At 56.7% G+C, this 23,146-nt stretch carries 17 protein-coding genes and 7 pseudogenes; 19 read left to right on the forward strand and 5 right to left on the reverse strand.

What is annotated here, in order from left to right:
- The first annotated feature begins 339 nt into the window (after positions 1-339).
- The 6 genes from DBY73_RS13425 to DBY73_RS13450 are packed head-to-tail and all read left to right on the forward strand — an operon-like array spanning position 340 to position 9,228.
- Positions 340-2,232 carry an iron-containing redox enzyme family protein gene (locus DBY73_RS13425; RefSeq protein WP_181573236.1) on the forward strand — a complete coding sequence of 631 codons (1,893 nt, stop codon included), beginning with the start codon at positions 340-342 and terminating at the stop codon, positions 2,230-2,232.
- Positions 2,229-4,058: a carbamoyltransferase gene (locus DBY73_RS13430; RefSeq protein WP_112011615.1), complete on the forward strand. Its 1,830-nt coding sequence runs from the start codon at positions 2,229-2,231 to the stop codon at positions 4,056-4,058. Before DBY73_RS13425 ends, DBY73_RS13430 begins: the two co-directional genes overlap by 4 nt.
- Positions 4,059-4,076: 18 nt before the next feature.
- Positions 4,077-5,420, forward strand: a complete 1,344-nt coding sequence (locus DBY73_RS13435) for a hypothetical protein (RefSeq protein ID WP_112011616.1) — start codon at positions 4,077-4,079, stop codon at positions 5,418-5,420.
- A gap of 3 nt (positions 5,421-5,423) precedes the next feature.
- Positions 5,424-6,722, forward strand: a complete 1,299-nt coding sequence (locus DBY73_RS13440) for an ATP-grasp domain-containing protein (RefSeq protein WP_112011617.1) — start codon at positions 5,424-5,426, stop codon at positions 6,720-6,722.
- Between the two features lie 38 nt (positions 6,723-6,760).
- Positions 6,761-7,963 carry a sulfotransferase gene (locus DBY73_RS13445; protein ID WP_112011618.1) on the forward strand — a complete coding sequence of 401 codons (1,203 nt, stop codon included), beginning with the start codon at positions 6,761-6,763 and terminating at the stop codon, positions 7,961-7,963.
- 32 nt (positions 7,964-7,995) lie between these two features.
- A complete protein-coding gene (locus tag DBY73_RS13450; protein ID WP_112011619.1) occupies positions 7,996-9,228 on the forward strand; it encodes a cystathionine gamma-synthase family protein in 1,233 nt (410 codons plus the stop codon).
- A gap of 45 nt (positions 9,229-9,273) precedes the next feature.
- Here DBY73_RS13450 and chaA read toward each other — a convergent pair whose 3' ends face one another.
- On the reverse strand, positions 9,274-10,374 hold the full coding sequence (chaA, locus tag DBY73_RS13455) for a sodium-potassium/proton antiporter ChaA (RefSeq protein WP_112011620.1): 1,101 nt from the start codon (positions 10,372-10,374) through the stop codon (positions 9,274-9,276).
- Between the two features lie 270 nt (positions 10,375-10,644).
- Here chaA and chaB point away from each other — a divergent pair, with 270 nt between their 5' ends.
- Together chaB and DBY73_RS13465 are read left to right on the forward strand one after the other, a co-directional pair.
- Positions 10,645-10,875, forward strand: coding sequence for a putative cation transport regulator ChaB (gene chaB / locus DBY73_RS13460; RefSeq protein WP_112011621.1), 231 nt, complete (start codon positions 10,645-10,647; stop codon positions 10,873-10,875).
- Between the two features lie 177 nt (positions 10,876-11,052).
- The gene (locus DBY73_RS13465) at positions 11,053-11,751 is read left to right on the forward strand and encodes a gamma-glutamylcyclotransferase (protein ID WP_112011622.1); all 699 of its coding nucleotides are present in this window, start codon (positions 11,053-11,055) and stop codon (positions 11,749-11,751) included.
- 81 nt (positions 11,752-11,832) lie between these two features.
- Here DBY73_RS13465 and DBY73_RS13470 read toward each other — a convergent pair whose 3' ends face one another.
- Entirely contained in the window at positions 11,833-12,186 is a 354-nt protein-coding gene (locus DBY73_RS13470) for a DsrE/DsrF/TusD sulfur relay family protein (protein ID WP_112011623.1), read from the reverse strand.
- A 70-nt stretch (positions 12,187-12,256) separates the two neighbouring features.
- Between DBY73_RS13470 and DBY73_RS13475 the strand changes: the two are divergent.
- Positions 12,257-12,754, forward strand: a pseudogene (locus tag DBY73_RS13475) (nitrate- and nitrite sensing domain-containing protein); the annotation flags it as partial.
- A 45-nt stretch (positions 12,755-12,799) separates the two neighbouring features.
- Here DBY73_RS13475 and DBY73_RS13480 read toward each other — a convergent pair.
- A complete protein-coding gene (locus tag DBY73_RS13480) occupies positions 12,800-13,471 on the reverse strand; it encodes an IS6 family transposase (protein ID WP_112011625.1) in 672 nt (223 codons plus the stop codon).
- Positions 13,472-13,536: 65 nt separating this feature from the next.
- On the opposite strand from DBY73_RS13480, the pseudogene DBY73_RS13485 reads away from it, so the two are divergent.
- Positions 13,537-13,844 (forward strand): annotated as a pseudogene (locus tag DBY73_RS13485) (DDE-type integrase/transposase/recombinase); the annotation flags it as partial.
- Between the two features lie 119 nt (positions 13,845-13,963).
- Here the strand turns inward: DBY73_RS13485 and DBY73_RS13490 are convergent.
- Positions 13,964-15,102 (reverse strand): annotated as a pseudogene (locus DBY73_RS13490) (IS3 family transposase); the annotation flags it as partial.
- A gap of 76 nt (positions 15,103-15,178) precedes the next feature.
- On the opposite strand from DBY73_RS13490, the gene DBY73_RS22100 reads away from it, so the two are divergent.
- From DBY73_RS22100 to DBY73_RS13515, 7 genes and pseudogenes are all read left to right on the forward strand, one after another.
- Positions 15,179-15,478: a hypothetical protein gene (locus tag DBY73_RS22100; RefSeq protein WP_146745771.1), complete on the forward strand. Its 300-nt coding sequence runs from the start codon at positions 15,179-15,181 to the stop codon at positions 15,476-15,478.
- Entirely contained in the window at positions 15,441-15,701 is a 261-nt protein-coding gene (locus DBY73_RS13495; RefSeq protein WP_146745772.1) for a hypothetical protein, read from the forward strand. The genes DBY73_RS22100 and DBY73_RS13495 overlap by 38 nt, the downstream gene beginning before the upstream one ends.
- A gap of 231 nt (positions 15,702-15,932) precedes the next feature.
- Positions 15,933-16,340: a hypothetical protein gene (locus DBY73_RS13500; protein WP_146745773.1), complete on the forward strand. Its 408-nt coding sequence runs from the start codon at positions 15,933-15,935 to the stop codon at positions 16,338-16,340.
- A gap of 1,538 nt (positions 16,341-17,878) precedes the next feature.
- Positions 17,879-18,052: pseudogene (locus DBY73_RS22105) on the forward strand (transposase); the annotation flags it as partial.
- A 173-nt stretch (positions 18,053-18,225) separates the two neighbouring features.
- Positions 18,226-18,369, forward strand: a pseudogene (locus DBY73_RS22110) (IS3 family transposase); the annotation flags it as partial.
- A 90-nt stretch (positions 18,370-18,459) separates the two neighbouring features.
- Complete coding sequence (locus DBY73_RS13510; protein WP_112011629.1) at positions 18,460-19,044, forward strand: hypothetical protein; 585 nt, start codon at positions 18,460-18,462, stop codon at positions 19,042-19,044.
- A gap of 45 nt (positions 19,045-19,089) precedes the next feature.
- Positions 19,090-19,655 (forward strand): annotated as a pseudogene (locus tag DBY73_RS13515) (IS3 family transposase); the annotation flags it as partial.
- Between the two features lie 385 nt (positions 19,656-20,040).
- Here the strand turns inward: DBY73_RS13515 and DBY73_RS13520 are convergent.
- Positions 20,041-20,712 (reverse strand): IS6 family transposase, encoded by a 672-nt coding sequence (locus tag DBY73_RS13520; RefSeq protein WP_112011630.1) that lies wholly within the window; start codon positions 20,710-20,712, stop codon positions 20,041-20,043.
- Positions 20,713-20,775: 63 nt separating this feature from the next.
- Here DBY73_RS13520 and DBY73_RS13525 point away from each other — a divergent pair.
- Positions 20,776-21,609 (forward strand): annotated as a pseudogene (locus tag DBY73_RS13525) (molybdopterin dinucleotide binding domain-containing protein); the annotation flags it as partial.
- Positions 21,610-21,738: 129 nt separating this feature from the next.
- Positions 21,739-23,145, forward strand: coding sequence for a YchO/YchP family invasin (locus DBY73_RS13530; protein WP_112011631.1), 1,407 nt, complete (start codon positions 21,739-21,741; stop codon positions 23,143-23,145).
- The last annotated feature ends 1 nt before the right edge of the window (position 23,146 follow it).

Consider the following 23,146-nt stretch of genomic DNA (forward strand, 5'->3'; position numbering starts at 1 on the left):
AGAAAAATAAAAAGAAAAAAGACGATCCATCTATTTACCCCATGTTTTAGGAACTGAATGTTCCTCGTTGCAAAGGGTTTTTGCCGTTAATTGACAGGAAAATAAGACGTTATGTGGCGCGATGTATTTGCTTATTCTAAGCGTCCAGAAATTTATCTGGATGCGGATAATATTTGCAGTTTATTTCCTGAACTCGGTCAGCCGGTCGAGAGTATTTCAACGCAGTTGTCCTCTCTTTCCGGGGCAATACATCAATCCGGCTTACGCTGGAAACAATTTCTTGCGCAGGCCGAACCTGGCACGGCTGTCCAGAATATCATTCTTCAACAGACGGCCCCTTTGGCTGCCTGTATGGGCGCGGCGCTTCATGGGATGAGCGCACCGGGCGTTTTTGAGGACGCGGCGCATCTTCATCTTCTGACATTGCTTGCTGATGACGTTGGGGTAGGTCATGCCGAAAATGGGCGATTTGACCGGTTCTGCGCCCTGGCGCGCGTCCACGGGGCTTATGACGTTGCCACCGCCGGTCGGGAATTACGCGATAACCGCGATATCCGCGATATTTGCTTTCGGTTTCCCGCCACGCTCTACGCAATGAGCAGGCGCAGCGATGCCTTCGATTATGAGCTGATTGGATTTGATTATGCCTGGCGAACCGCCGGTCTTCTGCCCGTCTGGCAGTCGCTCGACGCGGCCGATCCTGCGCTGGCAAGCCTCAACATGGGGCGAGGGCAGGGAGCCGCCTTTTCTGACGGGGAAAACCTTTTGCCGTATAGCCAGGCCCTGATCGATGGCCTGGGCGCTCAGCCAGCTGCGCAAAAGCGGTGTGCCTTCGGCATTGCGCTTTTCGAGGCGCTAATGAAGGAGCTGGACGAGGCCGTGCTGACGATCGTGCGCTCGCAGTGCAACCCGCGCCTGGCGATGGCGATCCTCATTCAGGAGCGCGCCCGCGAAGCTCAGGTTTATCATGAAGGATTCAGCCTTGAGGGGCGCCCCCTTAGCCGATGGTTTGCAGAAGCCCGCGATAATCCACTGCCCCTGGTGGATGCGATTGGGCGTAGCCGCCTGGTTCGCCCCGGTATGCCGGAGCGCAGCGCCCTGGTCAACGGACTGGTGTCGGACAATGGGCCGATGTTCCGCATCTTCAGCAAGAAAGATATTTTGACGATCCGCCGCTGGATCCTCAGTCTCGCCGATGCCCCCGCTGCCGATGAAGCGCCGTTACCGGCCGAAGCGCGCGTTGCGTCTGCCTATCGAGAGGTCCGGGCGGGCGATTGCTCGCTTGGCGTCCGGCCCGGCGACATCCGTAGCGCGTTTTATCTGCTGCAGGGCAGAGCGCTCACTCCCGGGGTGCGCGAGTTTGCCAGAAGGTACTGCTCCTTTTGGCTGGAAAAATCACAAGATTCCGTCGACAAAAGCGCCCGCGCTTTCCCGCCGGCGTGGTCTCCGGGCGTGCTTCGGGAATGGCTGCTGGCCTCGCACGATGCGCATGCCCAGCGCTTTAGCGCCTCGCAGGATGCTGAAATGCCCACCCGGGAGGCGGTGATTGCGCAGACGCTACAGCTGGCGCCGCTCACCCTGATTGATGGCGCATGGCTTCAGGGCTTTACCGATATCACGCTTGCCTCCACCCGCACGGGAAGTCGGCTATTTGAGACGTACTGGGACGAGCTGGGGAACGGCCAATGGCGGCTGAATCATCCCAAGATTTACCGTGATGTTCTGGCCGCCATGTCGATAACCCTGCCGGCAACCGGCTCGCTGGCGTTTGCGCAGGATCCACGCTTCGACGATGCGGCGTTTCAGCTGCCGGTTTACTGGCTGTGCCTCGGTAAATTCCCGCTGACGTACCGCCCGGAAATTTTAGGCATGAATCTGGCGATGGAGCTGTCGGGCGTCGGCGGTACTTACCGAAATGCCCACCGTTTCCTCAAGCACCATGGCCTGCCGACCACCTTTGTCGATTTGCACAACACGATAGATAACGTCTCTACCGGACACGCAGCCTGGGCCGCTGAGGCCATCGACGCCTGGATGCACCATACGCGGGATCTGCTGCCGGTAACAGAATCCTGGGCGCGCATACGGCGAGGGTATGAATCCCTCGCGCCGGAAGTTGATGCCCCGGAACGGCTGAACTTCTTTTCTTCCCGAGCGCCAGGGCCGGACGCTACGGCCAATCTTTCCCCCTTATTACATCGCCAATTGCATTCTTTCGAGGTGGCAGAGTGAGACAGTACCATTTAGGCATTTCGGCCTACTATCATGACAGCGCGGCAGCCCTGATATCAGAAGGGAAAATTATTGCCGCCGCGCAGCAGGAGAGATTTAGCAGGAAACGACACGACAGCGGATTCCCTGCGGATGCCATCCGCTACTGTCTGGATGAGGCGGGCATTACGCTTGAGGACCTGACGTCGCTGAGCTTTTACGATGCGCCCAACCTCAAGTTCAGGCGTTTAATCTCCTCCTTTGCCAGCTCAGGGCCAAGCGGTCTTGCCGTTTTTCAGCAGGTATTCCCGCAGTGGATCCGCTGGAAGGCCAGGCCAGAGAAGCGGCTCCTGTCTGCGTTACGGGAAATCAACCGCGGGCAGCCAAAAGGAGAGATCATCTTCGGGACGCACCACCGCTCCCATGCGGCCTCCGCATTTTATCCCTCCCCGTATGACAGCGCTGCCGTTCTCTGCATTGACGGGGTGGGCGAGTGGCAGACCACCAGCATCTGGCATGGAAAGAACAACGACCTCACGTTGAAAAGCGCCATTTCCTACCCGCATTCGCTCGGCCTGCTGTATTCCGCGTTTACCGATTTTTGCGGCTTCAAGGTGGATTCCGGCGAGTACAAGCTGATGGGGCTTGCGCCGTATGGTGAACCCCGCTATGCGCAAAAAATACTCGATGAGCTTATTACGCTGCGTGAAGACGGCTCTTTCTCCCTCAACATGAAATATTTTGCCTTTTTGCAGGGGCGGAACATGGTGGGCGAAAAATTTGAGGCGTTGTTTGGGCGTCCAAAGCGCCAGCCGGAGAGCGAGATTACCCAGGATGATTGCGATTTTGCCGCCTCCATTCAGAAGGTTGCCGAGGAGGTGGTCCTGGGACTGGCGCGCGCCGCGAAGAAAATGACGGGGGAATCACGGCTGTGTATTGCCGGCGGCGTCGCCCTGAACTGCGTGGCGAACGGCTGCCTCTCTCGGGCGGGGATCTTCGATGAGATTTGGATCCAGCCTGCGGCAGGCGATGCCGGATGTGCCCTGGGCGTTGCGCTCGAACAGGATGCGAAACACCAGCAAAAGCGCATGATCCCCGCGTCCGGGCATCGGGATGCGATGCAGGGAGCGTATCTTGGTCCGGCATTCAGCGACGACGAAGTGGTGCGCTATCTGGATGCGCAGGAGGCACCCTATCAGCGGTTATCAGAAGAGCAGATGCTGAACACGACGGCCGAAGCCCTGGCGTCCGGAAAGGTGGTTGGCTGGTTCCAGGGAAGAATGGAGTTTGGGCCAAGGGCGTTAGGTGCGCGCTCTATTTTGGGCGACCCTCGCAATGTCGAAATGCAAAAGACCATGAATCTGAAGATCAAGTTCCGCGAGTCCTTCCGGCCCTTTGCCCCTATGGTGCTGGCCGAGCGTGCGGCGGAGTTCTTCGATGTTCGCCAGGATAGCCCTTATATGCTCGTGGTTTCTGACGTGCGCGAACGGTGGCTTAAGCCTGTTTCAAGCCGTCATCTTGGCTCGATCAATGACGTCCGCTCGACGATGCCTGCCATCACGCATGTCGATAACTCCGCGCGCGTGCAAACCGTCCATCCGGAAATCAACCCGCTCCTGGCGCAGCTTTTACAGCGATTTGATGACATGACGGGATACCCCGTGCTGGTCAATACCTCTTTCAACGTCAGAGGTGAGCCAATTGTCTGCACGCCGGCCGAAGCCTACCTGTGCTTTATGCGAACAAATATCGACCTTCTGGTGTTGGGCAACTGTATCTTGCGTAAGGACGATCAGCCCGCCCTGGAGAATGACACCGACTGGCGTACGGAAATCGCGCTTGATTAAGTTAAGAGGCAAGCAACCATGCTGAAAGCAATGACTACTGCTCTGTATATTCTTCTTTTCATCCCAACATGGGCATGGCGCAAGCTCCTTGGCCACGGTCGGTTTGAACGCCGGTTCCATCTTCGCGCCAGCACGTGGGATCGTCCGGTGGCGCTCGCAGAAAAGGGGCTTGACCGTTCAACGCGCTCAATTTTTCTGAAAATCTGGGCGGCCATCTTCCTGGCCTCCCTGGCGACGTTTTTCCTGCTTATGGTCCTGGCCGCGCGCGTGTTTAACGATAGCGCTTCTCCGCTGGCGGCAAACATGATTGTGCTGACCCAGTGGCTGCCTGCCGTTCTGGCTTTGCCGCTTATCCGCCGGGCGGGGGCCAGCTATTCTGCCCGTAACCTGCTGCTCACTTCCGAATTCGTGAGCGCGTTGATTGTTCCCGCCATTGCGTTCGTTTCCGGCTCTTATTACGCGATGATCGTTCTTCTTCTTCTGAAGGGCGGGCTGGATTCTTTGTCCAAGATGTCGCGGGCCGTGGCGTTGAAGAGCTATTTTTCAGGCCAGGCGCTGAATCAGGCGGCGTCGTACTACAACACGGCCATGCTGGCCGGTGCCGGCGTGGGCGCGCTGATGGGGGCGCTGCTGCTGTCGGTGCTCCCTCTTGAGGCCATTCTGGGGCTCTGTACGCTGTGTCATCTCGTGGCGGGCTATCTTTATACGCGCCTGCCGGCGACGGCCAGCATGGCAAAAGCGGCGCCAGCCGCCGCGGCATCGCAGAGCACAACCGTGCGCGACACCCGTCTGCGCATGTCGATTATCTACTACGTTTCGACCGTTGCGCTTTACCAGGGGTATCAGAACGTTGCGCGTTCGGTTTTCCCGACGGACCAGCTTGGCATGGATCCCTCCGGCATTGCGCTGATACAAACCATCGCCAGCTTTGCCTATATTGTGGGCGCGATTTTTGCCGCCCGCCTGGATCTCTCCGGCAATCGCTATGCCGTTGCCGCTCCGGTTTCCCATGTGCTCACCCTGCTGCTGATGCTGCCGCTCCCCTTTATTACCGCCGCAGTCCCTGGCCTGGCGGTGTATGGCCTGTTTGCACTGATGTTTGAGGTCGCCTGGGCCGTTCACCAGCGTTACATGATTGTCGCTGCCCCGCCTGAGCAGCTTTCAAAAATCGTCGCCAATGCCAACGCGCTGGGGCTGGGGTTAATGATCGTGGTCGCGCTGCTGGGAAGCATCCTGGTTGAGCATCTTAATTTTGGTGCCGTTACGGTGAGCTTTATCGTGCTCGCGCTGATGGTGCCCGTTCTCATCAACGTGTTTCTTGGCAAGAAACGTGAATCCAGCGCCCTGAGTGAAGGAGAGTAAGTCATGCATGTCGTTATCGTCGATTCTAACCGTATCGGTCTGCGCGCGCTCCGCGCCGCTAAGCGAGCGGGGCACTATGTCACGTTTATCGGTTCACGGCGGCTAGAGGAGCTGGTGGTCAGCTTTGACCATCTTCGCGATCCCGAGCTAACCGACCAGGTTGTCACCCTTGATACCGCGCAGGACGAAGCAGCGCTGCTGGCAACGCTAAAATCGCTCGACGCCGGGCGGAAAATTGACGCGCTGTTTACCGTCATCGAAGTCAATGTGGCCTCGGTGGCCAGATGCGCGAAGGCGTTAGGGCTCCCGGGCACTGACCCTGAAGCCGTGCATCTTTCACAGGATAAGGCGCTTTGCCGCAGGCAAATTGCAGCCTGTGGCCTGACGTCGGTGGCGTACGCGGTGGTGGATAGCCTTGACGCGGCCCGGGAGGCAGCCCTGCGCATAGGTTACCCGATGATTGCCAAACCGAAGGTCGGCGCGGCGAGTCTTCGCGCGCTGAAGGTCGAGAATGACGATGAGCTGGTGAGCTATTTCGCCAGCCTGAGCGGCGCGGTCGAAGGGCCGGAAGGCTACATTGACGCGATGTCCGCCGAGACGCTTCTGGAACACTACGTGGAGGGGCCGCTGTTCTCGGTTGAAATTGCGGTTGCCGGGGGGGAAATTCAGCCCATGGTGCTCTCGTGGCGCAAACGCTGCACGGAAAATCCGGCCATTGAGCTTGGCACCGTTATCCCGGCCCCCGTATCAACGACGATCCGCGATGCCATGTTTGAGTACACGGCCAGCGTGGTGCGTGCCTGTAAGCTGAACCTGGGCGTTTTTCACATTGAACTGATTTATGGCGCAGACGGCCCGGTGCTGGTGGAAATTAACCCGCGCATTATGGGGGGGAATATTCCGGCGGTATTTAACCTTGCCACGGATATCGACCCCTATGACGTGCTGCTGGAGATTTTCCTCACGGGGCGGATGCCGGCGATCTGCCGGGATATCAACCCCGTGCGTGCGGCAGCTACCCGCAGCCTGGGGCCAAAGCATCCCGCGCGTTTAGCCGACGACTTCAGCGAACAGGACTGGGACGCCGAATTTCGCCCGCTGCTGTCTCAGTTTTCATATCAGTACACGCGGGGCATGCACGTGCCCGACATGAACAGCACCTGGTACCCCTGGCATTTTCAGCTGGTCCGTCCGTCAGCCGTCGAGGTCAGCCTGCTGGCGGAATGGATCGTCATGACGGCCGCTGAAAAAACGAAGCTGGCGCTTCGTCGCTCCGGCGAAGATTACCTTTTACTCAAATAACGAGCCATTTTACGACCTACGTCTTAAAGGAGAGAGGAATGTTTCCCGCGCTTTCGATTATTGGCGTTATTGCACTGATCTATATCAGCAGTCCGTTTCCGCTTTGGCATTCGTACTTTATTATTTTTTTCTCAAGCATTAAAAGCACTGAAATATCGTGGAAGGAAAAGAGAGCGCTGCTGGGTTACTTAATCAAAAGCTTCTTTTACCTGCCGCTTTCAGGCCTGCTGTATCGTCTGGACGACGTCTTCGTTCGGGGATATCGCAAGCAGGAGGTCGCTGGCCCTTTATTTATTATCAGCCAGCCGCGCAGCGGCACCACCTTTTTGCTGCGCACGCTCGCAGAGGATGAAACGAACTTTTTCACCTTAAAACACCTCGACTGGCGCGTTCCGAGCATCCTTGCGTGGCGCTTATTTGATTTTTTGGGCATCCGCGAGCGGCTGGAAAAAATTGATTACTGGCCCAATACGGAGCAGGGCCGGCTGGCCTCAAAAATGCACGCGCATACGCTAGGCTCGATTGAAGGACACGGCGTATTTCTCGAAGAAAATATGTACCACCACTATTTCACCTGGCGTCGCTTTCCGTTTGCGAAGGTACTGCGCCGGATCGAGGCGGTGGACTCACTCTCTTCTTATGCCAAAAAGAAAATGGTCCGGGGACTGGCTGGCGTCGTGCGCCGGGGCGCATATCATCGGGGCAACGGCCGCATGTGGTTAACGAAAGAGAATGAGAACGCGGATTTCTATCGTGAGCTCTACGCTGCCTTTCCTCACGCCCGTTTCCTCTGCATCGGGCGTGAGCCCGGCGGCTTCGTGAACTCGTATATTTCGGCATCGGAAGCCTCCATCCGCGCAAAGCACGGCATTAACCCGCATTCTCTGACGGGCTATCACGAAGATAACCTCAATTTCCGCATACGCCAGTGCCAGCAGCAGATGAAATTCTGCCAGGAATTAGAAGCGAAAGGGGCAATCACCTACGTAGATTATGCGCAGCTGCTGGAGGATATTCCGGGCACCCTTGGGCGAGTCTACGCCGAAATGGGCATTCCGATGACCGACACATTCCGTCATCGGTTAAATGAGCTGCAGGATATTCAGCGCAATCGCAAGCGCGGATATAACAACGTAAAAGAAACGGTTACGGGTTTTGAAAGCTACAGCGCTTTTCTCGAACGTTATCGGGTATTTCCCGCGCCGGATATGACGCCTTCTTTGACGTCAGTGGAAGAGTAATTATCTGACCCTATTTATAAACAGGATTTTGTATGTCTAAGCAATCATTAACCTCCCGTATCGTCCACGCAGACCGTCACTTTGGCGTCGAGCACGGGGCGATCCGCAAGCCTATTCACACTGCCGTTCAATATGATTTCGAGCGGATTGAAGATTTACTGGATGTTTTTCAGGGCAAGCTGAAAGGCGCGTTTAATTATTCCCGTACCGGAACCCCGACGACCGCCGCCCTTGAATCCAAAATGACCATGCTGGAAGAGGGGATCGGGAGCGTGTGTTTCGCCACCGGCATGGGAGCCATTGCGGCGGTATTCCTGACGATGCTGCGCGCCGGCGACCACCTGGTGACGAGCCGCTATGTTTTTGCCGGCACCAACAGCCTGCTGGATACGCTGTCCGGGCTGGGCGTCGGCGTGAGCAAGGTCGACTCGACGCAGCTACAGGAAGTGGCAGACGCCATCACGCCGCAGACCAAAATGGTCTTCCTTGAAACCATTGCGAACCCGGGCACGGAAGTGCCCGACCTGCAGGGGATCGGCGAGCTGTGCGCAAAACACGGGATCCTGTTTGTCATCGACAACACCATCACCTCGCCGGTGCTTTTTAGCCCTAAAAAGGTAGGGGCCGGGCTGGCCATCAACTCGCTCAGCAAAACGCTGGGGGGACATGGTGCTGCATTAGGCGGGGCCGTAACGGATACCGGGCTATTTGACTGGCGCAACTACGCCGCGATTTCAGAAAGCTACCGCAAAGGCGACAGCAAACAGTGGGGGCTTAACCAGCTGCGCAAGAAAGCGCTTCGGGATATGGGCGCATCGCTTTCGTCGGAACATGCGCATCAGATAGCCATTGGGATGGAAACGCTGGAGCTGAGGGTGGCCAGGAGCAGCGCAAGCGCGCTCGCGCTGGCTCAGTTTCTGGAAACGCATCCGAAGGTAAAAAACGTGCTTTATCCGTTTTTACCCAGCCATCCTCAACATGAATATGCCCTGCGTCATTTTCGCGCGGGCTCCTGGCTGCTTTCGTTTGAGGTCGCGGATATTGAGGCGCTGCTGCCGATGATGAACCGGCTACGCATCGTATCGCGCGCCACGGGAATGGGGGATACGCGCACGCTCGCCATCCCCGTGGCGCCAACCGTGTTTTGGGAGTCCGGCGCGGAGATGCGCAAGCTGATGAATATCCCGGATGGCCTGGTGCGCGTCTCGGTAGGGCTGGAAGATGTTGAAGACCTGATCGCGGATTTTGACCAGGCATTACGCTAGGCGCGTTCAGCGGTGGGGAGGGAAGGGTCCGCTCCCCACCGTGCGTTACGCAAAGATCGTCATCAGGTAGGCAATAAACAGCGCCATGTGCGCCGCGCCGTTCAACACGTTCGTGCGGCCCGTGGAGAACGAGATCTGGCACAGCAGCAGCGACGCCACCATCACAATCATCTCAGGCGCGCCCAGCGCAAACCGCAGCTCGTTGCCGGTCATAAACGCAATCAGCGTCACCACCGGTACGGTAAGTGAAATGGTTGCCAGCACGGAACCGAAGAACAGGTTCATCGCGCGCTGCACCTGATTGTTCAGCACCGCCTTCAGCGCCCCCAGCCCTTCCGGGGAGAGGATCAGCAGCGCAACGAGGAAGCCGGTAAACGCCACGGGCGCGTTCAGCTCGGTCAGCAGGGTCTCCAGCGGATTGGCGTTCATTTTGGTCACGGCAATCACCGCAATCAAATGGACGATCAGCCAAACGGTGTGCCACAGGCTGCTGTGGGCGGACGGCTTGCCGTGGTGCGGGTCGTCATCGTCGCCGTCGTCTTCGTGCTCGTAAACAAACAGGCTCTGGTGCGTTTTGGTCTGAATCAGCAGGAATACGCCGTACATTGCGGCTGAAATCAACGCGACCAGCAGCGCCTGACCGGTGGTGAAGTTAGCGCCCGGCAGCGCCATCGGGAAGACCAGAACGATAATCGCCAGCGGGAACAGGGCGATCAGATACTGTTTGATGCCGAACAGATTCATATACTGGGTGGCAAATTTGCGCCCGCCCAGCAGGAGTGAAAACCCGACCAGGCCGCCCGTCACAATCATGATGATGGAATAGAGCGTGTCGCGCATCAGGGTTGGCGCAGCGTCTCCCGTGGCCATCAGTGCGGAAATCAGGCTAACTTCAAGAATAACAACGGAAAGGCTTAAGATTAAAGAACCGTACGGCTCGCCCAGACGGTGGGCTAATACGTCCGCATGGCGGACCACGCTGAAGGCGCTGGTTAAAATGCCCACCAGGGCAAGAGCGTTGATCCCCACAACCACTGGCAGTGACTGGCTGCTTCCCCAGAAGAGCAGCACCGCCAGTGCCAGAACAGGGAAAATGAGAGATGTCTCCTTGTGGCGGGTCTTCACCGCCTCATGTGCTGCTGTCATGTGCTTCTCCATCAGTGCAGGTGGTTGTAATTATAGAGAGTATTTTTGAGGTCGATAAACTAACAGATTTGTGGCTAATATTGATGAAAGTTTACTTAATTTTACCGCTTCGTGGTTTATTTCGCTATGTTATCCATAATGGCATGCTTTGTATAAATATATATTGAATAACAGAGGATTAATGTCTTATGAAATACATAATTCGAAACTTTCTGGCGCGAGTCGGCGGGCTGAACCACACTTAATGTTTTAGCAAAAGAGAGGTGAGAGATGCCCTATAAAACGAAACGCGATTTACCCGAGAGCGTACAGCATGTTCTCCCGTCGCATGCGCAGGATATTTACAAAGAAGCCTTTAACAGCGCGTGGGAACAGTACAAAGATAAGGACGACCGCCGGGACGACGCCAGCCGGGAAGAGACGGCGCACAAGGTCGCGTGGGCGGCGGTAAAGCATGATTATGAAAAAGGCGACGACGATAAATGGCATAAAAAGAAATAACGCTGAAACAACAGGCCGCCTGAAGTTTGACTTTTCAGGCGGTTGATCCGCCGCCGTATTGCAACTGGCCTGTGAATTGCTTATCGTTAACGCCCTGCTGGTAAAATGACCAGTAGACGATGCCGGGAAGGCGAATTACAGATGTCGCAAGGAAGCATGCAGTGGCGGAGGTGAAAGGTGTTAACGCGTGATTTCTTAATGAAGGCAGATTGTAAGACGGCATTTGGTGATATTGAGGAATCGCTTCTCTGGTCGGCTGAACAACGTGCGGCATCGCTTGCGGGCACGCTGGCCTGCCGCCCTGACGATGGCCCGGTATGGATTTTTGGCTACGGCTCCCTGATGTGGAACCCGGCGCTCAACTTTGTTGAATCGGCAACCGGTACGCTCCCTGGCTGGCATCGCGCCTTTTGCCTGCGGCTGACGGCCGGGCGCGGCAGCGCCTGCCAGCCGGGGAGAATGCTTGCACTGAAAGAGGGTGGTCGCACCACGGGCGTCGCATACCAGCTTCCGACCGCGACGCTTGAAGAGGAGCTCACCCTGCTGTGGAAGCGCGAGATGATCACCGGCTGCTACATGCCCTGCTGGTGCAAGCTCGACCTCGACGACGGTCGCACCGTGAATGCGCTGGTGTTTATTATGGATCCGCGCCATCCGCTGTATGAGGCCGACACGCGCACGCAGGTGATTGCCCCGCTCATTGCCGCCGCCAGCGGGCCGCTCGGCACCAACGCACAGTATCTCTTCTCGCTCGACCGGGAGCTCACGCGCCTCGGCATGAGGGACGACTGCCTGAACGAACTGGTGAACGAGGTAAAAGCGCTGGTGGAAAGGAGCGCGCTGAACACGCCGCTGCGACGGGCTCACGGCATGTAAGCGCTGCACAATCAGCGCCGTGGGCGGTCTCCGTGAAGCACGGGGACCGCATCAATCAGACAATAACCACGCGTCAGGCTCTTAAAACGTTAAGACCTTATCGGCGGCCAGCGTCCACTCCGCCAGCTCGACGAGCGTCCCGATTTCCACTCCGTCAATCAGCGGCAAACCGCTAATCCCGCGCCCGTCGGTGCAGGTTTTGCACAGCTTAACCGGCACATTCTGCGCGGTGAGGATCTCCAGCATCTGCTGAATGTTGTAGCCCTCCGCGGGCTTTTGCCCCTTCAGGCCCGCCGTCACCGCGTCCGACATCAGAAAGAGGCGCAGGTCGAGATCGCTCTCCTTTTCGCGCAGCGCAATGGCGAGACGCAGGCTGTTAAAGAGGGATTCGCTGCCGTAGGCTGCGCCGTTGGCGACGATGGTAATCTTTTGCATAGTGACTCCTGTTCTTTTAAGGCACGGATATTGCTTATCTCTTCGGAAGAAACCGATCCGGAGAGAGCGTATGAAAGTAGTAGCGGACCATACATCGGGCGCGAGCGAATGGTTTCGGCGCGCCGGACAGCTGCGCCGCCAACAGCTCAGCAGGCTGGCAGAGCTGGGGACGCTGGTAACGGGCATCAGCCGCCTGATGCATATGCTCCAGTGCGAGCGCGGTGCGTCAAACGTCTGGCTCTGCTCGCGGGGCGAACTTTACGTCCTCGAGTGCAGGGCCAGCCGGGCGCTGGCTGACGATAGCCTAAAGGCGCTGAACGGCATCCTTGAAACACAGACGGCGATGCCGTGCAGCGCCGTCTGCGAGCGCATTGCCTTCGCGCTTTCGCACCTGGAGGGGCTCGACGCGCTGCGTGACGCCGTAAACGGGCTGCATTTGCCCGCGCCCCGCGCAATGGAGCAGTACAGCGCCATGCTAAGCCACTTGCTCAGCATCATTCCCCAACTCAATGATAGCATTGACGATCCGCACATTGCGGAGCGTTTTGTATCACTTTATAGGGTTCTGTCGCATTAACGACAGCGGGGTAGCAAAAGTTGCGCTGCCGGTTTTTCAGGCAGCTAACAGGTAAAACTGTTCCGCCAGTGATAACCCCGCACCTTGTGGATGCTGATATTGCCCTTTGCGTATCATGTGCACTAACTCTATACCCGCCAGTATCGTCTGCGCACGCCGGAACGATTTGAATCCCAGCATCGGGCGTATCCGCCGTTTGTTGTTTCGGTGATCCTGCTCAACCAGGTTGTTCAGGTATTTGCTCTGCCTGATGATGATTCTGAGCATGGCCAGTGCCGCCGTATTGGCGCCGCTTTTATCGATGGTCACCGTCTCAGGTTTATCGTGGTGTCGAATGGATTTGCGAAAGAAACGCAGGGCAGCTGCCGCATCACGCTTCGCCGACAGCAGAAAGTCGACTGTCTGACCCGCGGTATCGACCGCCCGGTACAGATACTTCCACTGGCCTCTGACTTTTATGTAGGTTTCATCCATGCGCCAGCGGCGACCCACCGGACGTTTATGCCGCCGGAACGCTTTATCTAACAGGGGCACCAGACCGATAACCCAGCGGTGAAGCGTGGAATGGTCAACGATAACGCCGCGCTCAGCCATTATCTCCTCCAGGTTGCGCAGGCTGAGGGAATAAGCCAGATACCAGCGAACGCACTGAGCAATGACATCAACGGGATAATGCAGCCGTTTAAAGGATTTTTGGATCAGAGACATGGTCGGACAACATTGCAAAAAAAAACAGTATGTTACCCGACCAGTTCTTAATGCGACAGAACCGTCTGCGTCGTCAGGGACTTTGTGCAAAAGCGGGTCGGAAGTTCAGTCCGGTCAGCTACCGTGCCCATGGGTTGCCAGTATGTGAAAACCTGCTGACCTGCTGAAGCAGAACTTTTACGCCAGTGGCCCGAACCAGAAATGGGCGGGAGACATCACGTATCTGCGCACCGATGAAGGCTGGCTGTATCTGGCGGTGGTGATTGACCTGTGGTCAAGAGCGGTCATCGGCTGGTCAATGGCACCGCGAATGACGGCGCAGCTTGCCTGTGATGCGTTGCAGATGGCGCTGTGGCGACGTAAACGTCCCAGATTATGTTGCGTACACCACGAAAGAAGAAAAAATTTGCATTGTGGAAATAAATTGAATATAACTGCAAACAATTCAGGTTTTTTGATCTTGACCCGCCATCTCCGGACAGCTTTTGTATCTTAAGTTAACAATGCCCGCTGTTGCCGGTATTCTCGTGGTGAGAGGTATCCCAGCGCACTGTGCGGGTGATTTTCATTGTAATGCGTGAATGCTGCTGCAAGGTTTTGCAGGGCTGTTCTTACATCCGGTTTTGGCATGAACGCGATATAGTCTTCCTTCATCGTCTTCACGAACCGTTCCGCTATGCCATTACTCTGCGGGCTGCTCACCGCTGTTGTACAGGGTTCCAGATTCAGCTCTCTTGCGAACCTCCGCGTTTCATGCGCGGTATACGCGGAACCATTATCCGTCAGCCACTGAACCGCTGTGTCCGGCAACTTATCGCCGAAGCGCTTTTCTACCGACCTCAGCATGACATCCTGCACGGTCGAGCTGTCGTAGCCTCCCGTGCTTGCTGCCCAGTCTATGGCCTCGCGGTCGCAGCAGTCCAGTGCGAACGTTACACGCAGTTTTTCACCATTATCGCAGCCGAACTCAAAGCCATCTGAACACCAGCGCATATCGCTTTCCGCAACTGCGATTTTACCTTTATGCTCACGCGTCGGCCGCTCGGGTTTGTCATGCAGTAACAGCAGATTATGCTCGCTCATGATCCTGTAAAGCCGTTTGGCATTGACCGGCGGCAGCCCCTCAGTACGGCGTTGCTTACGCAGGATACCCCACACGCGGCGATAGCCATAACTCGGCATATCGCTGATGATATCGAGGATATCTGACAGTATTTCAGCGTCTGCTTCGTTATTACGCCGGTTACGACGCCTGTCCTGCCAGTCGGCAGAACGCTTTACCCGCAGTGATAGTTGCGCACGCGACACACCCATGGCGCGGCCAGGCAGAGCTATTCCCCATCCTTTGGCAACAAGGGCGCGTGCGCTATCCATTTTCGCGACTGACCGTACTCCACGGCTTCTTTCAGGATCTCAACTTCCATCGTCTTCTTGCCCAGAAGGCGCTGGAGCTCCCGGACCTGCTTCAGCGCAGCAGTGAGCTCTGAAGCAGGAACGACTTCCTCTCCGGCCGCTACGGCGGTGAGACTGCCTTCCTGATATTGCTTCTTCCACTTGAACAGCAGACTGGGCTGAATACCGTGCAGGCGTGCGACGTGGGAGACATTCATACCAAGCTCCATCGTCAGCTGGGCCGAGGTCTGGCAGGAAATAAAGCTGACCAGTCAGGGGATTGTGCATGGCGTGATAAGAGAGGCGTGCAGCCATGTGATGCATTCCAGTCCGCTTCTCAGCCTGATGGGAGCCCTGACTGAGCATCATGTCTTTAACGGCGCGGTCCGTTTTATTCTGGGGCTGGGTGTCCGGCAGGTGACTGCGCTTATCCTCCACACGCTTTCGCTGATGCCGGAAGGCAGCCCGGTAAGAGCGGTGCCGTCCGTGTTTAGCGATGCTGCCCGGGCTGAAGCAGAGTGGGGGGGGGGCCACCCCGGCCACCCCCATCCTGCTGACGGTAACGGCGCTGCTGGCGGTGACCTGGCGCCTGCTTACGCCCGGCGCCCGGCCTGACGGGCCGGTCACCGAAATCGGCCGGTTTCTGACCGGGCTGCCGGAACTGCTGACATCCCTGCACAAAATCATCAGCCTGTTTTCTGCTGTTCCTTACCGTCAGTCCGGCACTGCGGCATCCCTGTACGCTGACCCGGCAGATATTTCGGGCCGTCTGCCGGGCAGTGCGCATTTACCTTCTGTGCCCGTCACGCCGGTTCTGCAGATTGCCCGGGAACAGTAGGCACTGACGGGCCCACAAATTGACAGCGTGGAGGTGAGGAGGCCGGAGGAGGACTATGAGGCTGTACAGGCCGCACAGGACAGGCTCTGGTTGCCGTCATCCCCGGCGGTGCCGTTTCCGTCAGGGGGAGAAGGGGGGAGGCAGACCAGCCCGGTGGTCAGTCTGTTCTTATCCCGGGAACTGAACAGGGCAGACAAAACCCCGGAGGCCTTCCGGGGAGTGCACTGTCTGATGCGCCAGCTCAGCCCGGAGGCAGACAGGATGTCGGAGGCCTTTCAGGGAACGCACGGCCTGATGCGCCAGCCCGGTCCGGATGAAATCAGAGGCGTATGGGATATCGTGCTGACTGGCTGGCTGTCGCAGGGCAACGGCAACGGCAACGGAATTCAGACGTTTCGCTGGGTAGCCCGCATGGGGGAAACACAAAAAGCGGCATTCGAAAGATTGCTGGACGACCAGCAGGTCGCTGCGGTGATGAATTTTCCTGATACGGCGCCGGGCGAGGCGATGGCGTTTCTTGCCGGGGGGCTTCCGGGGCCGCCATGCTTCCGGTGCAGGCCCCGGCAGAAGCGGCAAATGCTGCTGAAGAAATCATTGCGGAAGACAGTATGCCGGCGGCGCGGACGGACGATTTACTGACCCGGATTATGACCTGGAGCCGGGCCGCCGGCGCGACATGGTACAGCTGGATACCTCCCCGGCTGCCGTTTGAGCCGTGCGGAGTAGATGCCGCAGTTGGTGTCGGCTCCACCGACTGCTCTCCGGGGAAATTCAGGACGGCAGTTGGTCATTGCCAGCCAGCACTTGACGCTGATGAACGGCCAGCGTCTGGATTAATGCCGCCCACGAATTCAAAACCCGCGCGGATTCTTTTTGCTGAAATGGATTACATCCGCCGGGAGGCTCCGGGGCTGCAGCGTGCGCTGGTTGCGCTGAACGCGAGTACCGGAAAATCGGCTCAGATGCTGCTCCCGCAGCTGCACATCTCAAAATGGACCGATACGGCGAACGACCTGAGCGGTGATTTTGAACAGAGCGTGACGGATATCCGTCTGCAGGAGCTTATCCGTGATGCCGCAGACCCGCAGCAGACGGCGAAATATACGGAGCTGCACTCTCATGAATCGCTGCGGCTGACGCTGGAGGGGGATACCCCGGATATTTTCCATGCGGAGCTGAACACTGAAACCGTTCTGGGGGAGGTGAAACAGCTTCTGGCGGTCGTCAACGGGTGGCTGCCGGCAGGGCTGTCGGCAAATGAGCGCCGCTGGATGAAAACGGCCCCGGTGGCGGAGCGACTGGCGTTTATCGCCGCACATGACCGTCTTTCTGACGTGGGAAATATGACGACGGCGGGCGGGGCGCTTAACGCGGTGCAGACATTGCAGACCATGCTGAATGAAAAAAGAATTAACGAAGTGGCGGATGTGACGACATTTGCCGGGCGCTGGCTGGCGGATACCTACGGTGTGCCGGCGGATATTCTGCAAAAAAGTATCACCGTCAGCGGTCAGGCGATGATGAGAGTGATTTGCCCGGGGCTGGACGGCGGCCGGGAGCGCTATGCTTTCAGCTATCAGAAAAGTCTGTGGTTTGCTGCCCGTACGTTACCCCGTGGGAATGAGCGGTGTGACGGGGCGGATGTGGGTCAGCACTGGAAAAGGCTGCTGGAAGCACGGGGAGAAGAGCTTCCCCCCTGGTGTCGTCGACGGACAATGGCGGACGTGCCGGTGGGGGCAGAGGTGGTCACCTGCAATATACAGTACCCGCCGGAAGTGGAGAACAGCCGCCCGCTGCGGCAGATGTTCAGGGTTTTATCCACGCCGGACAGGTTCCGCCAACAGTGGGATCAGTTTGCGGGCCAGTGGCAGCAGGATCCGGAACTGACGGCAACGCTGGTGCTCAGGCTGGAATGGCTGCTGAATACCCGGCTGGATGACCTTGCAGGAGAGCGGTCTCCGGCGCTGACGGCGTCGCTGGACGGGGCGCAGAAAGCACAGCTGAAAGCCGGAGCGCTGGCGGTTCGTCTGGGGAAAGCCCGTCCACTGTTTCTGAAACACACAGGAACGGGGAGGGTGGCAGACCAGCTTATCCTGTTACCGGATCCGGGGAGAAATGAGTATTTTACGGTTTCGCTGAGTGGCAGCACGCCGGTCCGCAGCATAACGCTTCATGTGCTGGACTTCGGGGACGGAAGCACGCGGTATGTGTCCAAAGCCGACTATGTTCACACGGAACGCGGTTATTCCGTTGCCGAAGTTTCTGACCGGCTGGGCGTTTCAGCACACAGTCTCTATAAGTGGTTACGGGCTATTAAACCCGATAACAGCGAGCAGCATGCCCGGGAATTAGCGGCAGTTTACTGTTGTCCGGGCCAATCAGGTCTTGGTCACAGACATCACTTACAGTGTGCCCGAAGTTCAGGGCGAGCATGGACGCTCAAATGAACCACGAGTCGGTCTGGAATATACTTCGCAAAGCTGTCCGACTGAGGTACGCCTTTATCCGTGACAACTCCTGCTGTTGGCCTGTTCATCTACTCAGTCGGGTGCTGAATGTTCATCCGAGTGGGTTTTACACCTGGCTTCAGCAGCCGCATTCACTACGGCTTCAGGCGGATCTCAGACTGACAGGACAAATCAAACAGTTCTGGTTGGAGTCCGGTTGCTGGTAGATTGCTTTCAGCACAATTTGATAAGCATGCAAAAGTATGGCGAAGACACATAGGTCTTATTTTATTTGAATAAATGGTGATATTATGAAATGGGCGAACTATTATTTACTAATCCTTGAGAATGATAAGCAGTGCTTTGAAAATGCAATATATTTAATTGAGCGTTACAATATACCAGTGGAAAATATAAATACCACCCAACCTATTAATGGTTTCCCGCATTTAAACTACGATTTCCTTAAAGGTATTGGGTTGAGTGACAAACTAATGATTATTGGTCATGGAAGGCAATCTCCCCCTGCTATTGGCGGCGTAAAAATGCAATACAGCCCATCGCAGTTGGCTTTATTCTTAAAAGATCAATATAAAGTTAACGAGGTAGGCCTTATATCTTTTAAGGCATGTGATTTGGGAAATGGATCTTTCCTCTATGATTTCTTTGAAGCCTTCACGTCAGGCGGCGGGAAAATTGGTGGCTGCATTGGCTACAAGGGCGAAGTAATGAATACAACCAGGGGTGAAGCCGTTGGTCTATGGGATTATGTTAAGCGAGAACTATTTCTTGGAAAGAACCCAGATCAGCAGCGAGTAACGATTGTCCAAGGAAATGCTGAAGTACCTTCTGAATATGGCAACAAGCGAAGATTTAAGAGAACTCAAACTGTGTAATAAAATATAAGGGAGACTGTAATTAAAATTGTGTAATTGCCTATTGTTTATGGCTATCGCAAGATCCATCTCGATCTGCGAGATAGCGGGCAACAATGCGGGATTAACCGGGTCTGGCGGCTGATGAAGCGTGCCGGGATAAAGGCCCAGGTAGGGTATCGAAGCCCGCGAGCGTGTAAAGGTGAAGCCAGTATCGTGACACCCAACAGGCTCCAGCGACAGTTCAACCCCGGATGACAAAAGATATTGTTCTGAATGCGCTTTTGATGGCCGTGTGGCGACGTAATACCCAAAAACAGGTGCTGGCTCACTCAGACCAGGGCAGTCAGTACACAAGCCATGAGTGGCAGTCGTTCCTGAAATCACACGGTCTGGAGGGCAGTATGAGCCGTCGTGGCAACTGTCACGACAACGCAGTAGCAGAAAGTTTTTTCCAGCTACTGAAGCGTGAACGGATAAAGAAAAAGATCTACGGAAAACGGGAAGAAGCACGCAGCGATATTTTTGATTACATCGAAATGTTTTATAACAGTAAGCGTCGGCATGGTTCGAGTGATCAGATGCCACCGACGGAATATGAAAATCAATATTATCAACGGCTCAGAAGTGTCTGGATTATCCGTGGCTATTCAGTTCGCCATTTTATGGAAACGGTGAGTCCATTCCCCGGAGGTAAACATGGGCTGGCAAAAGTGTAGCGGTATTAGGCGCAGCTATTTAGTAATTTATTTATAGCTAAATTTAGCTCATGGGTCGAAAGCGCCCCATATTAAATATACCATGTAATTATTAGAGAGCGAATATTATGAGTAGTATCGATCAAAGTGTATTTTTCAACTCACAAGCTTTACTTAATGATCTTGAGGGAAAGTTTGAAGGTAGTGTGTTGATAACTCAGTCAACAGTTTTACCTTCCCGAGCATCTACAATACCGGACGATATACGGTTCTGTCGCATTAACGACAGCGGGGTAGCAAAAGTTGCGCTGCCGGTTTTTCAGGCAGCTAACAGGTAAAACTGTTCCGCCAGTGATAACCCCGCACCTTGTGGATGCTGATATTGCCCTTTGCGTATCATGTGCACTAACTCTATACCCGCCAGTATCGTCTGCGCACGCCGGAACGATTTGAATCCCAGCATCGGGCGTATCCGCCGTTTGATGTTTCGGTGATCCTGCTCAACCAGGTTGTTCAGGTATTTGCTCTGCCTGATGATGATTCTGAGCATGGCCAGTGCCGCCGTATTGGCGCCGCTTTTATCGATGGTCACCGTCTCAGGTTTATCGTGGTGTCGAATGGATTTGCGAAAGAAACGCAGGGCAGCTGCCGCATCACGCTTCGCCGACAGCAGAAAGTCGACTGTCTGACCCGCGGTATCGACCGCCCGGTACAGATACTTCCACTGGCCTCTGACTTTTATGTAGGTTTCATCCATGCGCCAGCGGCGACCCACCGGACGTTTATGCCGCCGGAACGCTTTATCTAACAGGGGCACCAGACGGATAACCCAGCGGTGAAGCGTGGAATGGTCAACGATAACGCCGCGCTCAGCCATTATCTCCTCCAGGTTGCGCAGGCTGAGGGAATAAGCCAGATACCAGCGAACGCACTGAGCAATGACATCAACGGGATAATGCAGCCGTTTAAAGGATTTTTGGATCAGAGACATGGTCGGACAACATTGCAAAAAAACAGTATGTTACCCGACCAGTTCTTAATGCGACAGAACCCCCGCACGGGGTACGTGGACAGGCTGATGCAGCATATCGACGAGCCGCGCGTGGAGGTGAACGTCCTTGATGCGGCGCGCTTTTCGCTTAGCGCCGGGCAGCTCGCCCGAGTGAGCTCTCCGCGCGGGGTGATGGTCGCCAGAGTGGCGATCGGCGACGCGCAGCGGCCCGGAGAGCTGTTCGTTCCCATGCACTGGAACCGCGTTTTCGCGCGGCAGGGCAAGGTAAACGCGCTGGTAGACACCCGCTGCGATCCGCTTTCCGGGCAGCCGGAAAGCAAGCAGACGGCGGTCAGGATTATGCCGTGGCGGCCGCGCTGGCAGGGCGAGCTTTACGCCCGCGAGCTGCCGGAGCTGCCGCCTGAGGTCTACTGGTGGCGAAAAGCCTCGCGCCTGACGCTGGCCGGAGATGCGCCGCTGCTGGCGTGGGTCATGGCGTACGCCAGCGGTCGAGGCTGGCAGCTGCAGGTGGCACAGACGGGAGAACGCAGCAGCGTTCTCGCCTGGCAGCACGGCGAGCTGATGCTGGGCTACTGGGAGGGCCATACGCTGCCGGCGCTGGCGCATGCGTTTATTGAAGAAGCCTTTGCTGCTGCGCCCGTACAACTCGCTGAACGCCATGCGCTGCTGCACGGACAACGGCCGGGCAAAGATGCCGATCCCGGGCGAATCATCTGTAGCTGCTTCAGCGTAGGTGAAAATACGATACGCAAGGCGATAGCCGGAGGCTGTGATTCTGCCGTAGCGCTGGGCGTGAAGCTGCGCTGCGGCACGAACTGTGGCTCCTGCGTGCCGGAGCTGAAAGGGCTGTTGGGAGAGTGTAAGGACGTCGGGTAAGGCGAAGCCGACACCCGACGGTTCTGTTCAGGTTATTCCTGAAATTTCTGTTAAGGCTGGTTTTCAGGGCTAATGGCGTTAACATAATAAGAGTTTACTCATAAATTCAGGTTTTCATTTACGACGTTGATGGCCGTATCGTCCCGCATTCGTTTTTTAGTATTACTCCCCCTACTTGCTGCTGGAGCCGTTCACGGTGCGCCGCATTCCTTTATCCAGCAGGCGCAGAACCCGTTTGATAATGACGGCGACAGCCTGCCGGATCTCGGCCTTGCCGCGCCTACGGGGGAAGGGGAGAAGCACCTCGCGGAGATGGCGAAAGCCTTCGGTGAAGCCAGCATGACCGACAACGGCCTCACCACCGGGGAGCAGGCGCGCCAGTTTGCGTTCGGTCAGGTGCGCGATGCCCTGAGCGGTGAAGTGAATCAGCACATCGAGTCCTGGCTCTCGCCGTGGGGTAATGCCAGCGTTAACGTGCTGGTGGACAACGACGGCAAATTCAACGGCAGCAGCGGGAGCTGGTTTGTGCCGTGGAATGACACTAACCACTACTTAACCTGGAGCCAGCTTGGCCTGACGCAGCAGACGGACGGCCTGGTGAGCAATGCCGGCGTCGGTCAGCGCTGGGTGGCCGGCTCCTGGCTGCTGGGCTACAACACCTTCTACGATAACCTGCTTGACGAAAACCTCCAGCGAGCCGGGCTGGGCGCGGAAGCGTGGGGCGAGAACCTGCGCCTTTCCGCAAACTACTATCAGCCGCTCGCCGGATGGCGCGAAAGCGCCGAGACAAAAGAACAGCGCATGGCGCGCGGCTACGACGTCACGGCGAAGGCATGGCTGCCGTGGTTTCACCATCTCAATACCAGCGTCAGCTTTGAACAGTATTTTGGCGATAACGTCGATCTGTTCAACAGCGGCACCGGCTACCACAACCCGGTGGCCGTGAATCTTGGGCTGAACTACACGCCCGTTCCGCTGGTGACCCTAACCGCGGCCCACAAGCAGGGGGAGAGCGGCGTGAGCCAAAATAATCTCGGCCTGAAGCTTAACTATCGCTTCGGCGTGCCGCTGGCAAAACAGCTCTCCGCCAGCGAGGTTGCCGCGGCACGCTCGCTGCGCGGCAGCCGTTACGACGCCCCGGAGCGGGACAGCCTGCCGGTGATGGAGTTCCGCCAGCGCAAAACGCTGTCGGTCTATCTGGCGACGCCGCCGTGGGACCTGAAGCCCGGGGAAACGGTTATGCTTAAGCTGCAGATCCGCAGCGCGCACGGTATTCGTCAGCTTCACTGGCAGGGTGATACGCAGGCGCTGAGCCTGACGTCGCCGGCTAACGGGCGCAGCAGCGATGGCTGGAGCGTGATAATGCCCGCCTGGGACGATAGCGAGGGGGCGAAAAACCGCTGGCGGCTGTCGGTGGTGGTGGAAGATGAACGGGGGCAGCGCGTCTCCTCCAATGAGATCGCGCTTACCGTGGTGCAGCCGCTCGTTGCATTACCGAACGACGATCCGCGGTGGAAGTTGCTGCCGGACGAATAGC

This window comes from Enterobacter sp. RIT418 (genome assembly GCF_003057745.1).
Taxonomy (GTDB): Bacteria; Pseudomonadota; Gammaproteobacteria; order Enterobacterales; family Enterobacteriaceae; genus Enterobacter.